Raw genomic sequence first — 15,853 nt, forward strand, 5'->3', positions numbered from 1 at the left:
TAAAAACCAGGTCATTCAGACAGTCAGATTACAAGCGTTTGTATGAGCCCATAATTGGGAGGAGGTTACAACAGGCGCACCCGCTCCTTTGACTTCTTCACTTCTTCCCTTTCACCCTCAGGCCCTTATCAGAATCATTAAAAAAATCCCGGCCCTTCGCTGGCAGTTTGCCCAATGGTTTGCCTATTTTTACATACGAACGCACTTCTGCGGGGCCGCCCGTGCGGTTCAGATAATTTAGAAATATGCAATTCTCTCACCTCCACTGCCATACTCAATACTCGCTGCTCGATGGTCAGGCCGATATTAAAAAGCTGATCAAGAAGGCGAAAGCCGATAATATGCCCGCCGTTGCCATCACGGATCACGGCAACATGTTCGGCGTATTTGAATTTGTGGCCGAAGCCAGCAAACAGGGTATCAAACCCATTGTCGGTTGCGAATTTTATGTGGTGGAAGACCATACAAAAAAACAGTTCACCAAAGAGCAGAAAGACATCCGATACCACCAGCTCCTGCTGGCCAAAAATGCTCAGGGGTACAAAAACCTGGCAAAATTGTGCTCACTGGGCTATATGGAGGGTCTTTACGGCAAATATCCCCGTGTAACGAAAGAGCTTATTGATAAATATAAAGAGGGCCTGATTGCGTCTACCTGCTGCATCGGAGCCTCCGTTCCGAAGACCATTCTCAAGAAGGGCGAAGAAGCGGGCGAAATTGAGTTTAAGTGGTGGCTCGATCGGTTTGGGGAAGATTATTACGTTGAGCTACAGCGCCATGAGATTCCCGATCAGATCAAAGCCAACGAAATACTGATCAAGTTTGCCCGGAAATACAACGTCAAAATCATTGCGTCCAACGATTCGCACTACGTCGATCAGGACGACTGGGTAGCGCACGACATTCTGCTCTGCGTGAACACCAACGAAAAACAGAGTACGCCGTCAATGAAAGATTTCAGCGACGACGATGTAATGCCCAAGAATACGCGCTTTGCCTTCTTCAGCGATCAGTTCTATTTTAAGAACACGCAGGAGATGACTACGCTTTTCAAAGACCTGCCCGAAGCCATCGACAATACCAACGAGATCGTTGGAAAAGTAGAGACGCTTAAGCTCAAGCGGGACATTATGCTGCCCAACTTCCCGATTCCGCAGGAGTTTCAGCAGCATAGCGACGACGTACTCAACCAGTGGGAATACCTGCGCCATTTGACCTACACGGGCGCTAAGGAACGCTATGTCGACATCCTGCCACACATTCAGGAGCGCCTTGACTTTGAGCTGTTTACCATCAAAACAATGGGTTTTGCCGGGTACTTCCTCATCGTAGCCGACTTCATTAAGGCGGGGCGCGATTTAGGCGTTATGATCGGCCCCGGCCGTGGTTCGGCCGCGGGTAGCGCCGTGGCCTATTGTACGGGAATCACCAATATCGACCCCATTAAATATGACTTGCTATTCGAGCGGTTCCTGAATCCCGACCGGAAATCAATGCCCGATATCGATACGGACTTCGACGATGAAGGCCGTCAGAAGGTGATTGATTATGTGGTGCAGAAGTACGGAAAGTCGCAGGTAGCCCAAATCGTTACGTATGGCACCATGGCGTCGAAATCGTCCATTAAAGACGTGGCCCGGGTGATGGATTTGCCCCTACAGGACGCCAATGCCGTAGTGAAGCTCGTGCCCGACAAGCCGACGTACAACATGACGCTCAAACGCATCTTTGAGGATCCACTCGAAGGGCCGGGTGGGCTGTCGAACGTTATTCAGCCAGAAGAGCTTGAAAACGTGAAGCGGATGCGGGCGCTCGAATCGGGAGACAAAAGTGCGGCCCAGGCCATGCGGATTGTCGATTACGAAAAAGTATCGGCCGTCCTCAAGCAAGCGCGCAAACTCGAAGGCACGGTTCGCAATACAGGGCTTCACGCAGCCGGAATTATCATCGCGCCCAGTGACTTATCCGATATTGTTCCGGTATCGACATCAAAAGATACGAACCTGATTATCACACAGTATGAAGGAAAAGTCATTGAGGATGCGGGCGTAATCAAGATGGACTTTCTGGGGCTTCGCAACCTGACGATCATCAAGGAATGCTTGCGGCTCATTCGGCAAAATCATGGTGGTTTTTTCATCAACGGTGTTGAAACGGATATCGATGATATTCCGCTGGACGATGAAGAAACATACAAGCTTTTCCAACGGGGCGAAACCAACGCCGTTTTCCAGTTTGAATCCGACGGCATGAAAAAGCACATGAAGGATCTGAAGCCTGACCGCTTTGGTGACCTCATTGCCATGAATGCCCTTTACCGGCCGGGGCCGATTGCCTACATCCCGAACTACATTAACCGGAAACACGGTCGGGAAGAGGTCAAGTACGACATGCCCGAAATGGAGGAGTACCTGGCAGATACCTACGGCATTACGGTGTATCAGGAGCAGTTGATGCTGTTGTCGCAAAAACTCGGCAATTTCACCAAGGGCGACGCCGACGTGCTGCGGAAGGCGATGGGGAAAAAGGACAAAGCCACGCTGGATAAAATGAAGGGCAAGTTTATGGACGGCTGTGCCTCCAATAATTTGCCACTGAAAGTCTGCGAGAAAGTCTGGACCGACTGGGAAGCTTTTGCTTCATACGCCTTCAACAAATCGCACTCAACCTGCTACGCCTTCGTCGCCTACCAAACGGCTTATCTGAAAGCGCATTACCGCTCGGAGTATATGGCGGCTGTCCTGACAAGCTGCCTGGGCACGATTGACAAAATTACGTTCTTCATGGAGGAATGTAAGAACATTAACATCCCAGTTCTGGGGCCCGATGTCAATGAATCGGAGCGATTTTTTGGGGTTAATAAAAAGGGCGAAATCCGATTTGGTCTGGGCGGTATCAAAGGCGCGGGCGATGCGGCTGTCGAAGCCATCATTGAGGAGCGGAAAGCGGGTGGCCCATTCAAGGATATTTTCGACTTTGCCATTCGGGTCAATCTCCGCACGGTGAACAAAAAAACGTGGGAATCGCTGGCCTACGCGGGTGCCTTCGACAGCATCGACGAATACCACCGGGCCCAATATTTCGAGATGGGCGAAGGAGATACGTCACCCTTCCTGGACAAAATTATTCGGTACGCCAACAATTACCACGCCGAAAAGGCGGCCGCTCAACAGTCGCTGTTTGGTGCCATGATGGGGGGCGAACCAATGCTTTCCCGTCCTAAAGCCCCCACTGTAACGGAGTGGAACCAGATCGAAAAGCTCAAATTCGAGAAGGACGTTGTCGGCTTTTACATTACGGGCCACCCACTCGATGAGTTCAAACTCGAAATGGATGGGTTCTGTAACGCTACGTTAGCTAATCTTTTCGAGACGAAACAGGCTGAAATTAAAGTTGGCTGTATTGTATCGGCCGTACAAATGCGCGTGACCAAAAGTGGCAACCCATTTTGTATATTCAAAGTAGAAGATTACAATAGCTCGCTGGAAATGGCTCTTTTTGGTGATGACTACGTTCGGCTGGTTCAATACATCGAAGTGGGCCGTTTTCTGCACATCACCGGCAAGACCCAGAACAAATGGGGTTCGGAACAACTGGAGTTCAAACCAACGAGTATCCGGCTACTGAACGACATGCGCGAAAAGTTCTGCAAAGAGCTCCGCGTATCCCTAACCATCGACGCCCTGAATGCGCAACTGGTTGCCAAAATCAATGAACTGGTCAATGCACACCCCGGCACCTGTACGCTCTCGCTGAACGTGATCGATCATAACGAGCGTATCGAAGTCAGCTTGCAGTCCCGAACGCTGAAGGTCTCTCCTGCCAACACATTCCTGCGGGCACTGGAGGCTATTGATGGCGTGACGTGTAAGGTGGCGTAGCGGTGATATCGTCAACTGGTTTTACAGCGCATCGGTGTACTTGATATGCAGCCGTAAGGCTTTCAGATTGGCAACGCCCTGTAGAGGCTCTATATCCAGATATTCCATGTCTGGTTGTAGCATGCCCCGCTCTTGTAACTGGGTGATCACCGGCAGATAATCCGTCAATTCCATGCTATGGCTATAGACCATGGCAATGGTGTCGGGTTGCGTTAATCGCTGCTGACCGCCTTCAATGTAGGCTTTGTCGATACGCTTCTTAAGTACCTCATACCGAATACTGTAAGAACCTTCCACGTCAAACCGGCGCTCATCCTGTCGGAAAGCGATGTCTACCGGGTGTGTATGGACCAAAATCAATTGGGTCGTTCGCAGCGGTAGCGGCAGTAACGGAACCAGACGATGCGTCAACTGCGCCATTTCGACCATCGATGTCAGTTGCCATTCGGATAATCTCCGGCAGTAATCCTGATCGAACGGCTGGTGGGGAGCGATGGACTGTCCAGCGTACACGGTATACTCCATTCCATCGGTCCGATACCGTTCAAAGTAGTGAGGGTAAATGGCTTGTGACTTCTTTTCCTCCTGGTTAATATAATCGTTTATCGTCGCATTGATCCAGTTCATACTGCGCTCATATACTTTCAACGCCTGATTGAACTGCCCCGTCTGGGGGTCCGTTCTGTTGAAATACTGCTGGAGCGAGAGGCCCCACTCCTCCTGATAGGGCAGCAATTGTCGCAAAAAAGGATGCAGTTCCTGCGCCAGGAAATACGTAATATTTTGCTCGTCATTAAATTTCAGGCTTGCCGTCAGTTTCTTCAACCAATGCCGACATTGGGCCAAGATACGGTCGAAGTGGTCAGCATCGGCGGGCCGTGGAATCTGGTTCAGCAGTTCGTTAACAACGGTCAGTTGATCCAGCAAATCCTGCCGAACCGCTTTATGCCGCTCGATGGACGAATCACGAATATCGATGGCGCCGTAGTAGGGATATACCTGCGAAAACTCGACCCGCATTCCGCTCGCATTGGCCGACAGATTCTGTTTCAGCCGTAATGACTCCCAGGCAACCTCATAAAATTTCCATTCAACGGCGGGCTGTAGCGACGTAAACTGTTTTTTTATCAATCTTTCCAGCGTATCATGAAATTGGCGCAACTGATACCGCAGTAATTCCTGGATTAACGGCATGATGCGATCGATTTTCGTTAATATTTGCTCATTGAGCGCATTTCGATGCCGGCTACCCATTTCCAGAATACCGAGCACCTCGCTGGTGGTCGTGATCGGGTACATCAAAAAACTCCGGATACCTTTCTGAGTAAGTAACTCTCGCTCCGTCTCGGGTATACCATCAAGATCGGGGAACAGATAAGGAATGGGGTGCTGAATAACGTTTCGTAACTTTTTCTGCACCGTCGTATCGTCAATAGTCCCCTGAAAATTGATACCGGACTGGCGCAGAAAGATACTCCGTGTACGGAGATCAGGATGATCGACAAACGAGCCATTTACCTGCGGCAACGGCACGATACTAATTTGCAGATCAGATTGTCCACATAAGTTACGCAACGCGTTTTCAAACCGCTGGTAGATAGCCGTTTCCGTATCCGACTGCAGATGCGCAAATACATCCTGCAGTTGCTGAATAGTCTGCGCTTCGGTTATATCCTCAATTTTAAAGAAGGAAAAACCTTCGATTATAAACTCATTAACGCGTAAAGGATTGCTAACTGGGGGCGTTTTGCTAGTGCCATTAGCATAATCAACCCAAGCCTGTTGCAGGGGGGGTACCACTCCATTGGCCTTCACTTCTACGAACGACATGTTTATATCCATCCGGTAATACCTCATCAACCCATTTACGTCCCGCTGGAAGGGAACAGAAAGAACGGTCTGGGCTGTCGTTCGAATGCCGTAAGTTCTTTCCAGAATAAGCTGATAAAGTAAGCGTTGCTTGTTTAACGTTTTGGTTTGATCACGCAACTCGACCAACAAATTCGGAAACTGCTGGACCAGCTCAGAAAAAGCCGTTGACGGGCAATACATCGTCATGGGCTCAGGCAGGCCAAACGCAAAAGCGATGTCCTGACTAGCCCCGGTCAGGGGCAGTACCGCTACCGTTGCCAGCTGAAAGAGTTCCGCGAGCTGATCAGCAGGCAGTAAATCTGTTGGTGTATCAGACGACAAAACAGGCGTAAACTGGTCAATCAGATAGCTATAAAATTGGGAGAGGGCTGCAGAGGATGCCTGCTTACGCTGGTCGTTCAGATAATTTATAAAAGGTTGAAACGATAACCGAAAGGCAATTGGTGGGTCAACCTGATCAATAGCGTACAATTGTTCCATAATTCATGCTTGGTATCCTGAAGCTGGTACTTCCTGAATGGATCCAGATCAGGCCGATACGTTGACGCCTTCAGGCCGGCAACTGTACCGGCCAGTGGCATCTTAGCGGAACACGCAAAAAATAATATCAATTCCCGGCGAAAACCAGTACCGGGAGCTAATCCACTGAAAGATAGCATAGAACGGAGGCCTATCTTATCAATTATCAACTAACAATGACGCCCTTCCTAACTTTGAGAGGGCGGGAACTGCCAGCGATCTGTACGATTCGTCTATTTCGCCGACGACGTCGGTCAACTGCTCAATCAGCGTTTGCATGGCAGCATGTGCCAGTGTAAGTTTCCGAATAAGTACTTCATTGGTTAAGTCAACACGAAGTTGCGCCACTTTTTCGGTCAGTAACAAGGCTAACTCACCAAAAAACTGACTGCGCTGGTGCATACACTCGCGCAGATACTGGCTCAATATGCTAAGATCGGTATGTATTTTCCCGATTTGAACGAGTTGACAATCATAATTACGGATAGTAGACCGAGAGGCCGTTACAAATTGTAACCAACGTTCATAATCGGCCAGAAGTACTGCCGTTGAGATATCTGAATGTGAGGTTGTCATTGGTTGGTTGTTGAGACTTATTAAACGATCTGACCTATACGTTCTCTTTTCTATAATTGATGCATTAAGTAAGGGAGCCGCCATCGAAAATAACTTCTCCGGCCAGGTATGTTTTCAATTGGCCAACCGTTCGTATAGACCACCAGTCTTCATCGGGAATCCGAATACTGAAACTGGTTTCAATTTGGAGCATCAAATCGGTTATGTCCAGGGAATCGAGGCCCAGATCCCGGCTGAAGTGCGCCTGATCAGACAGAGCCGTTACACTCAGACCTATGTTGGTGAATACGTCGAGTAAGCGATTGTTTAATTGTTGACGTGTCATGATGGCAACTGATAATACGTTTTACAGCGTTACAAGAAGCACTTAATACGACCGGTTACTAGTTTAGTAACCGGTCGATGGTATTTTTAGTGAATTGGCTCGGCAACAGTCACCTGCTGAACGTTATCTGCCTTCGACTTACCCCGAAAGGTGGCCCATTTTTCCTGTATCCGGTCAACGATATAATACATCATCGGCACCAGGAAAATGGTCAGAATCATTGAACTACTCAGACCACCGATCAAGACCCAGGCCAGTGAGTTTTTCCACTCGGCTCCCATCCCTTTAGCCGTGGCAATGGGAATCATCCCAATCACCATGGCAATGGTCGTCATCAGAATAGGCCGGAGTCGTTCTTCGCCCGCGTGCAGGATAGCGACCCGGAAAGGCACCCCTTCCGCTTTCTGCTGGTTGGCAAAATCGACGATCAGAATGGCATTTTTTATCACCAGCCCAATCAGCATCAGGAAGCCCAGCATGGAGAAAATACCAATGTCGGACGAGGTGAGCGCCAGCACGAGCAGGGCACCGATCACTGCCACGGGCACGGAGAACATAACCACAAACGGATAGATAAAGCTGTCGTAAAGCAACACCATGATAAAGTAAACCAGCATCAGACCGATCAACATGGCCAGCCCCAGCGAGCCGAAGCCCTCGTCCTGATTTTTAGCATCGCCCCCCCAACTCACCGAAATACCGGCGGGCATTGGATTCTTGATCAGATCAGCCCGAATTGCACTGATCAGCGTTCCAGATCCGGTCCCCAGCATGTTGGCCGTGATGGTTACGGCTGACCGACGATTTTTGCGTTCCAGCAGCGAGGGTGCGTTGCTCAGGGTTACGTTGGCAAACTCGGCCAGACGCACCGGACGATTAGCCGTAGGACTGAAGAAGTTGATGCTTTTTACGTCATCCGGGTTCTTGCGATCGAAGGCATCGAGCATCACCCGAATATCGTAATCTTCCCCTTTATCCCGGAATTTAGAGTCGTCGTTGCCCGCAAACGCATTTTGCAGCGTGCCGCCAACGGTCGATATGTTGAGCCCTAACTTGGCCATTTTCTCGCGGTCTATTTCGACCCGAACTTCCGGATTACCCGACTCGATGGATACGTTTACGTCGTTGGCGCCCGGTGTTCTGGCAATACGGTTCGCCAGATTCTGAGCGGCTTCCAAGTTTTGATTGAGATCGTCACCACTGAGGAAAATCTCAATGGGCGACCCGGTGTTAACCATACCGATGATGGATGAATTGAATTCGATGGCCGGGAAACGTGCCTCCAATTCTTTCCTGACGTTGATCATGTATTGCTCCGTAGGTACATTACCGGGTCGTTCGCTGGCTTCCGCTAGTTGCACTGTTAGTTCCGTCCGGTTGGTTTCGCCCTGCCCGGTACTGTTTACGCCGGTACTGGCGCCACCTACGTTAGCGAATATGTTCTGTACTTCCGGTTTTTTCTGGAGGTATTCTTCAATACGTCGGGCCGTCAGATTATTCTGTTGCAGCGACGCACTCTTGTCAACTTTCATCGTCAGTAGAAACTTACCCTGATCACCCTGGGCAACGAATTGTGAACCGATAATCCCCAGACTCATTACCCAGGCAGTGGCCGCAAAAATGGCAACCAGAATACCCGTGAAGGCCAGTTTGTGGCTCAATACCCATTCCAGACTGCCACGATACCATTTCGTCAGACTCGTCAATTGCCCTTCGAACCAGAGCAAAAACGCCTGAAAAGGATTTTTCGGGTTCAGGGTTTCGAGTTTGGCCAGCCGTGAGGTCATCCAGGGAGTCAGGGTGAAGCTGGCCAGCAGACTGACCATCGTCGCAAAGGCCACCGTCAGCGAAAACTGGCGCAACAAGTCAGCAATGACCGAGTTCACAAACGTAATCGGAACAAATACCACCACAATTACCAGCGTAATGGCTACGGCGGCAAAGCCAATTTCTTTCATACCATCCAGCGTAGCCTGCCAGCGATTTTTACCCATTTCCATGTGTCGCTGAATGTTTTCCAGCACCACGATCGAGTCATCGACCAGAATCCCGATCACCAGCGAAAGGGCCAGCAGCGTCATCAAGTTGAGCGAATAGCCCATGACATACATGAACAGGAAAGCGGAAATGAGTGATGCCGGTACGGATACCATGACAATGAAGGCGTTCCGTAGGCTGTGCAGAAAGAGCAGCATCACAATTGCCACCAGCGCAATGGCCAGAAATAAATCATGCGTAACGGCTTCGACAGAGGCCAGCGTGGTGATGCTGGTATCGTCGGCAATAACAAACTTCACATGGTCCTTGGCGTTCTCCTTCGAAATAGCAGCCAGTTTTTCCTGCACCAACCGACTGATATCGACCGCATTGGCATCGGACTGTTTCTTAATGAAGATACCGATACCATTCTGTCCGTTGTAACGGCTGATGCTGGTTGGCTCGGTCAGGCCGTCGGTTACGTCGGCAACATCACCCACACGGATAGGACTACCATTGGGCCGACCTACCGATGCGGGGGTTACGATCACCAACTTTCGAATATCGTCCAGCGATCTGAATTTACCTGCCAGCCGCAGCGTCATGTTCTCGGTCGTGCTCTTTACTTTCCCCGTCGGGAAATCCACGTTGGCCTGGTTGATCGCCTGCGTAACCTGAAGGAGCGACAGACCGTAATAATTCAACTTATCGTCATTGACGTTGACCCGAATTTCACGCTTATCGCCACCCACCATCGTAATTTCGGCAACACCACCAATTTGCTGAAGCTGGGGCAAATACCGGTCTTCCATCTGCTGGTAAAAAACCTCATTTGGCAGCGTCGAGGTAGCCAACAGCTGCATAATTGGCTGATCACTAGGCGATATTTTGGCCAATGAAGGTGTTTCGGCATCGTCGGGCAGATCGCTTTGCATTTTATTGATTTCCCGTTGGGCGTCCTGCATGGCCAGCTCAATATCGGTTCCTGCTTTGAGCTGCACGATAACGACAGAAGCGTTCTCGTAGGAGTTGGATTTTATATCGTCCAGATTATCCAGTCCAGACATAGCATCCTCAATCTTTTTGCTGACTTCTGTTTCTACTTCCGACGGCGCAGCCCCTGGATATACCGTCGTAATTGTGATGGTTGGCACCGAAAATTCCGGCAGCAACTCGTAGCTCAGCAAATTATAGCTGAACAGGCCACCAATGGTCAATACCGCAAACAGAACGATAATGAGCGAAGGGCGTTTGATGATTGTTTCGACAAAATTCATAGATAGTTATTTTTGTAGAGACGCATATTTGCGTCTCCTGACCGGATGGTTTTAACCGCTTCGTCTCCAGACCGGATGGTTTTGCTGACGTTGCTGACGCCTATGAGACGCAAGTATGCGTCTCTACTGGGCCACAACCGGGGTGCCATTTTGCAGGTTAATCTGACCGCTCGTAACTACCTGATCGCCGGATTTCAGTCCCTTCGTTATTTCGTAATATTCATTTGTCGTTGTTCCGATCTCCACGGCTTTCAGTACCGCTTTCCCATTTTCGATTACATAAATCTGCGGCTGTTTCGCTGATCCTAGAATAGCCTGACGAGGAACGGCCAAGGCCTGCGTCTTCAATTTGTCGGTATTGGCAATCGAACCATACATACCCGCTTTCAGTGGGTTTTTGCCGGCGTTATTGACCGTAATCTCAACGGGGTAGTTATGAGCCGCATCGCCCTGAGCCGCAATCATCGAAATGCGTCCGGTGAAGTTCGCTTCCGGATACACTTCGGTAGATACAGCGATCGACTGTCCGGTGCGGAATTGATTAATTGCTTTTTCAGGCACATCGACGACTAGTTTCAGCGACGATATATCCGTGATTTTCGCAATCGGCGAACCAACGGATACCACAGATCCTTTCTCAACCATTTTCTCGGTGACGATGCCCGCGAAAGGAGCCGTGATGGTGGTGTTGGCAATCTGTTTTTTTAGTTGTTTGATCTGTGCCTCCGTAGCCCGGATATTCAATTGTGCCCGTTCAACGTTGACGGCAGGAGTAGCGTCGCCTTTTACCAGGTTCTCATACCGCTTGAGGTCATTCTGATAGCCTTCCAGGGTTACCTGCAACCCTTCTACCTGATAGCGCAGTTGTTCGTCATCCAGTTTGGCCAGCAAACGGCCCGCCCCAACAAGCTGGCCCTCCTCGAAGGGCAACTGAATAATCTGCCCGCCTGCCTGGGGCCGGATTTCAACCTCCCGATTCGGCGAAAAAGAGCCCAGAAATTCGGTTTCCTGCGACAGGTTACGTAATTCGGCAATGGCCGTGCGTACCCCTATTTTCTGGTCAGGGTTGGGTTTGTAGACTTTCGCTTCGACTTCTTTTTTATTGGTCAGAAGCGTCCAGGCGGTCAGACCGAGCGTTCCAACCAGGGCAAGTAAAATAATGATCCGTTTCATAGTCTTGACAGGTTGTGTTTGTTAGTTAGTGGCAATGAGATTTCCCGTGGCTTTCTTCCAGTCGAGTTCGGCTGTGCGGAACTTCACGAGGGTACTTAAGTAGTTGTTTTGTGCATTATGGAGTTCGTCTTCCGTTTGAATAACCTCACTGACACTCACGGTACCCTCCTTGAATTGTAGCTGTGTCTGGCTATATATTTTTTCGGCCAGGTTAACCTGCGCGCCGTTCGTTGTCAGGTTTCGTTGTTCCACCAGCAGTTTGTTCCTGGCATTCGTGATGTCCATCGTGATCGACTCACGGGTTTGTTGCAGTTGCGTATCGAGTTTCTGATTGTCGAGTCGACTTTGCGTCAGTTTCGCTTTGCGGGCAAAACCATCGAATACACTCCAGTTAAGTTGTAGTCCCAGCCAGTAGCCCGGTACATTTTTGATATACGAATACTCACCACCCGTCGCATACACGGTACTATTGGCAACCCCATACGCCGAGACGGTAGGAATAAAGCCCGCCTTAATGTTTTGCTGATCGAGGCTATTCAGCGCTTTCTGCCGATCCAGCAGCAGCAAATCGGTACGGTTAATGGCGGGCGCATCCAGGGTAACCGTCGGAGTACTTTCGTTGATGGTTGTCTGAACCGTAAGCGGCTCGGACTGGGGCGTGCCGGTCAGGTACTTCAGCATATTGAGCAACTGGTTATAGTTGGCCTGCAACGATTCGATTTGTGTTTCGGACGCTATTTTGCTCAACCGCAACCGATCGACATCCACTCCTTTCGCGAGTTGATTCTGCCGTTGAAGGTCCGTGATCTGAATCAGCCGATCCGAGGAAACAAGGTTCCGGCGCAGAAAAGCCATTTGCTGGGCAGTCGTTTGCAGGTTATAATAGGTAGCCGCCACGTTGTAGGCCACATCTTCTTTCGTTTGCCGGGTTTGTAGTGTCGATACTTCACGACTCGTTTTAGCCGCCTTCAATCCAATCGTCAGGGAGGGGTTATAAATGGCCTGCGATGCCTGTACGGACGTAGAGAGATTGTACGGCAATCCAAAAGCGAGTACCTGATAGGTGCCTTCCTGGCCACCAAAGGCCGATGCGGGTACGACTTGGCCGGGTATTTTCAGATACCGTTTATAATCACCAGTCAGGCCAACAGATGGAAGAGCTCCCGCTTTTACTTCGGCAATCCGGGCTTCAGTTTTCGCTTCATCGAATCGGGCAGCCTGAACGCTCAGGTTGTTAACCAGCGCTTTATCGATCAATTGCTCAAGCGTAAGGCTGTTTTGCCCCTGAGCGGCCAAACTAAGCAAAACGCTTACCCCGCTTAGCACTTTCGTTAACGGCTTCATCTTCATTTATCAGTTTGATTTAACTAATCATTTAATTTAAACATTTGATTAAACGTAGGGCAAAAAAAATCAGGTTTTATCCTGATTTTTAAAAAGATACTCACAGATCATCTCTTTCACATAAATCATGTGTTGTCTGGCAAACTTGTTAAAGCTTTCCTCATCGAACCCCTGGGTTAGCATGGTCATTGGCTTAGAAACATACAAAAACTGAATGTTAGCGATGATCATGGTCATAATATGGTGAGCATCGATCGGAATAATAATTCCCTCCTCAACAGCCTGCTCTACCTGCTGCTTAAATATGGATTCGGGTATTTTTTTGGCCATGCCGATGGTAGCCGCCATCCGCTCAGGATTTTTATGTAACTCGTTCATGACGAATATACTTAAGCTCGGGTTACACCGCATCATTTGGAAGTGATGATCGATCAGGGCCGAGATCTTTTCCTTCAGGCTGATCGGCTGCTTAAAGGTGTCGATCATTCCTTCGAACATCAAATGACACATGTCATCGAAGATGGATTGAAACAACTTCTCTTTGCTACGGAAGTAGTAATTCATCAGGGCGCTGTTGATCCCGGCAGCCTGAGCAATATCTCGTGTGGTTGTACCATCAAACCCTTTCTCCAGGAACACCGCTTTTGCAGCCTCTTTTATGCGTTCTTCGGTGGATAATACGGTTTCGTTCATGTCGTGCTTTGTTGTAAGGTCAAAAGTAAATGAGTGAGCTAAATAAATCAACTGATTTAATCAAAAATTTTAATCATTTGATTAAATTCCTGTTTATCTTATAAAATTTACCTAAAAAGTAAAAAATACCACAGTTATAACGTTTACGCAGCCTTAATCATTCATTAAAAAACATCTCGTTCATTAATGTACAGTTAGTTAATAACCAGTCAACTAAACGATTGATAGTGGCAGACAGCGAAAATAAGTGGACCAAAAAGCAGCCGGAACAAATCTTTAGTTGAACTAGCGCGCAAATAAACACACGTATCGTAGGTAAACAACCATTTTCTCCGTCTTACGGATAACAGATCCGAGTAGAATCCTTGCATCCGAACAGTTTATTTTTGATGGCAGCCCTAGTCCAGCAGCGCCTTCATAACGACATCTCCTTGAGTAAGTTTGCTTCGGTAAGTTTCCTGTTCGATACCTTCTGTCTATGTTTCAACCAATTCGTATGCTCCGCTTTACAAAGCCTTTTTGTACTATCCTGCTGCTGGGTATGTTCCCTATCGCTGGCGGCATTGCTCAACCTAAACCCGTTGACATTCGGGTTGATCTATCAAAAACAAAAGAGCCATTGAAACCCATTTGGGCCTGGTTTGGCTACGACGAGCCAAATTATACGTACATGAAAGACGGTAAAAAGTTGTTATCCGAAATCGCCAATCTGAGCCCTGGTCCCGTGTATGTGCGAGCGCATAGTTTGCTGGTTACGGGTGATGGCAAGGCCGCACTGAAATGGGGATCGACCAATGCCTATACCGAAGATAAAAACGGCAACCCGGTTTATGACTGGACAATCGTTGACAAAATATTCGACACCTACATTGAGCGCGGCATGAAACCGATTGCTCAGATCAGCTTCATGCCCGAAGCCCTCTCGACGAAGCCCGAGCCCTATAAACACAACTGGGGCCCTGGCAATCAGTACAATGACATCTATACCGGCTGGGCGTACCCGCCAAAAGATTACAAAAAATGGAGTGAGCTGGTCTATCAATGGGTTAAACACTCGGTATCCCGGTATGGCCAGAAGGAAGTGGAAAGCTGGTACTGGGAACTCTGGAATGAACCCAATATCGGCTACTGGAAAGGCACCGTCGAGGAATACATTAAGCTGTATGACTACACCTCCGACGCCGTTAAGCGGGCACTACCGACCGCCAAGATGGGCGGACCCGAAGTGACCGGACCAGGTAGTGAAGGCTCCGCCAAGTTTTTCCGGGCCTTTATGGATCATATTGTGAGCGGGACCAATGCGGTTACGGGCAAAACTGGTGCGCCCCTCGACTTTGTTACGTTCCATGCCAAAGGCTCCCCTAAACTGGTGAATGGCGTGGTGCAGATGAACATGGGAACCCAATTCCGTGATATTGATAAAGGCTTCGAAATTGTAGCTTCCTACCCTACCCTAAAAAACCTGCCGATTATCATCGGCGAGTCGGACCCGGAAGGTTGCGCGGCCTGTTCGGAAGACCTGCACCCCGAAAATGCCTATCGCAATGGCACCATGTATTCCAGCTATACGGCGGCTGCTTTTGCCCGGAAATATGATCTGGCTAAGGCACGGGGAGTCAACCTGCTGGGTGCCGTAACCTGGGCGTTCGAGTTTGAAGATCAGCCCTGGTTCCGGGGATTTCGGGACCTGGCTACCAATGGTGTCGATAAACCCGTCCTGAATGTGTTTCGGATGTTCGGCATGATGCAGGGCAATCGCGTGGAAATCAACACCGACCTGGCGTATGATTTTACCAAAATCAAAAAGGAGAGTGTCCGTGGTGAACGGGATATTAACGCCCTGGCGGCCAAAGACAGCAAATCCGCTACGGTGCTGGTCTGGAATTACCACGACGACAACGTGCTGGGACCTGATGCACCGGTGACTGTGAAACTAAAAGGCATTCCTGGCCAACGGGTATTTATCCAGCATTACCGCATCGACCAGCACTTCAGTAACGCCTACGAAGTATGGAAGAAAATGGGCTCCCCAAAATCGCCAACCGCCGAACAGGTTGCCGAGTTGGAAAAGGCCGGGCAGTTGCAGCTATTGACTTCTCCGGCGTGGCTCAACGTCAAAAATGGTAATATCGATATACCTTTTTTATTGCCTGGACAGGGTGTATCCTTGGTAAAGCTGACCTGGTAGTGCCACCTGTTTGCTCACTTCCAGCGGG

General features: G+C 49.3%; 9 protein-coding genes. 2 read left to right on the forward strand and 7 right to left on the reverse strand.

Going from position 1 to position 15,853, the window contains the following annotated elements:
• The first annotated feature begins 245 nt into the window (after nucleotides 1-245).
• Nucleotides 246-3,881, forward strand: coding sequence for a DNA polymerase III subunit alpha (gene dnaE, locus ACYVAM_RS09820; protein WP_461066375.1), 3,636 nt, complete (start codon nucleotides 246-248; stop codon nucleotides 3,879-3,881).
• A gap of 21 nt (nucleotides 3,882-3,902) precedes the next feature.
• On the opposite strand, the gene ACYVAM_RS09825 is transcribed toward dnaE, so the two are convergent.
• The 7 genes from ACYVAM_RS09825 to ACYVAM_RS09855 all read right to left on the reverse strand — a co-directional run bounded on the left by ACYVAM_RS09825 (nucleotide 3,903) and on the right by ACYVAM_RS09855 (nucleotide 13,637).
• Nucleotides 3,903-6,233 (reverse strand): GAF domain-containing protein, encoded by a 2,331-nt coding sequence (locus ACYVAM_RS09825; protein ID WP_461066377.1) that lies wholly within the window; start codon nucleotides 6,231-6,233, stop codon nucleotides 3,903-3,905.
• Nucleotides 6,234-6,431: 198 nt separating this feature from the next.
• Nucleotides 6,432-6,848 carry a hypothetical protein gene (locus tag ACYVAM_RS09830; RefSeq protein WP_461066379.1) on the reverse strand — a complete coding sequence of 139 codons (417 nt, stop codon included), beginning with the start codon at nucleotides 6,846-6,848 and terminating at the stop codon, nucleotides 6,432-6,434.
• A gap of 64 nt (nucleotides 6,849-6,912) precedes the next feature.
• Entirely contained in the window at nucleotides 6,913-7,173 is a 261-nt protein-coding gene (locus ACYVAM_RS09835) for an acyl carrier protein (RefSeq protein WP_461066381.1), read from the reverse strand.
• Between the two features lie 86 nt (nucleotides 7,174-7,259).
• Nucleotides 7,260-10,427, reverse strand: coding sequence for an efflux RND transporter permease subunit (locus ACYVAM_RS09840; protein ID WP_461066383.1), 3,168 nt, complete (start codon nucleotides 10,425-10,427; stop codon nucleotides 7,260-7,262).
• Nucleotides 10,428-10,550: 123 nt separating this feature from the next.
• Nucleotides 10,551-11,600: an efflux RND transporter periplasmic adaptor subunit gene (locus tag ACYVAM_RS09845; RefSeq protein WP_461066385.1), complete on the reverse strand. Its 1,050-nt coding sequence runs from the start codon at nucleotides 11,598-11,600 to the stop codon at nucleotides 10,551-10,553.
• A 21-nt stretch (nucleotides 11,601-11,621) separates the two neighbouring features.
• On the reverse strand, nucleotides 11,622-12,944 hold the full coding sequence (locus ACYVAM_RS09850) for a TolC family protein (protein WP_461066387.1): 1,323 nt from the start codon (nucleotides 12,942-12,944) through the stop codon (nucleotides 11,622-11,624).
• Between the two features lie 69 nt (nucleotides 12,945-13,013).
• The gene (locus ACYVAM_RS09855; protein WP_461066389.1) at nucleotides 13,014-13,637 is read right to left on the reverse strand and encodes a TetR/AcrR family transcriptional regulator; all 624 of its coding nucleotides are present in this window, start codon (nucleotides 13,635-13,637) and stop codon (nucleotides 13,014-13,016) included.
• A gap of 541 nt (nucleotides 13,638-14,178) precedes the next feature.
• Here ACYVAM_RS09855 and ACYVAM_RS09860 point away from each other — a divergent pair.
• The gene (locus ACYVAM_RS09860; protein ID WP_461067058.1) at nucleotides 14,179-15,825 is read left to right on the forward strand and encodes a GH39 family glycosyl hydrolase; all 1,647 of its coding nucleotides are present in this window, start codon (nucleotides 14,179-14,181) and stop codon (nucleotides 15,823-15,825) included.
• The last annotated feature ends 28 nt before the right edge of the window (nucleotides 15,826-15,853 follow it).

This window comes from Spirosoma horti (assembly GCF_054776595.1).

Bases quoted from the DNA above. Each gene is read 5' to 3' on its own strand.
- dnaE (WP_461066375.1), top strand. From the start codon at position 246: ATGCAATTCTCTCACCTCCACTGCCATACTCAATACTCGCTGCTCGAT.
- ACYVAM_RS09825 (WP_461066377.1), bottom strand. From the start codon at position 6,233: ATGGAACAATTGTACGCTATTGATCAGGTTGACCCACCAATTGCCTTT.
- ACYVAM_RS09830 (WP_461066379.1), bottom strand. From the start codon at position 6,848: ATGACAACCTCACATTCAGATATCTCAACGGCAGTACTTCTGGCCGAT.
- ACYVAM_RS09835 (WP_461066381.1), bottom strand. From the start codon at position 7,173: ATGACACGTCAACAATTAAACAATCGCTTACTCGACGTATTCACCAAC.
- ACYVAM_RS09840 (WP_461066383.1), bottom strand. From the start codon at position 10,427: ATGAATTTTGTCGAAACAATCATCAAACGCCCTTCGCTCATTATCGTT.
- ACYVAM_RS09845 (WP_461066385.1), bottom strand. From the start codon at position 11,600: ATGAAACGGATCATTATTTTACTTGCCCTGGTTGGAACGCTCGGTCTG.
- ACYVAM_RS09850 (WP_461066387.1), bottom strand. From the start codon at position 12,944: ATGAAGCCGTTAACGAAAGTGCTAAGCGGGGTAAGCGTTTTGCTTAGT.
- ACYVAM_RS09855 (WP_461066389.1), bottom strand. From the start codon at position 13,637: ATGAACGAAACCGTATTATCCACCGAAGAACGCATAAAAGAGGCTGCA.
- ACYVAM_RS09860 (WP_461067058.1), top strand. From the start codon at position 14,179: ATGTTCCCTATCGCTGGCGGCATTGCTCAACCTAAACCCGTTGACATT.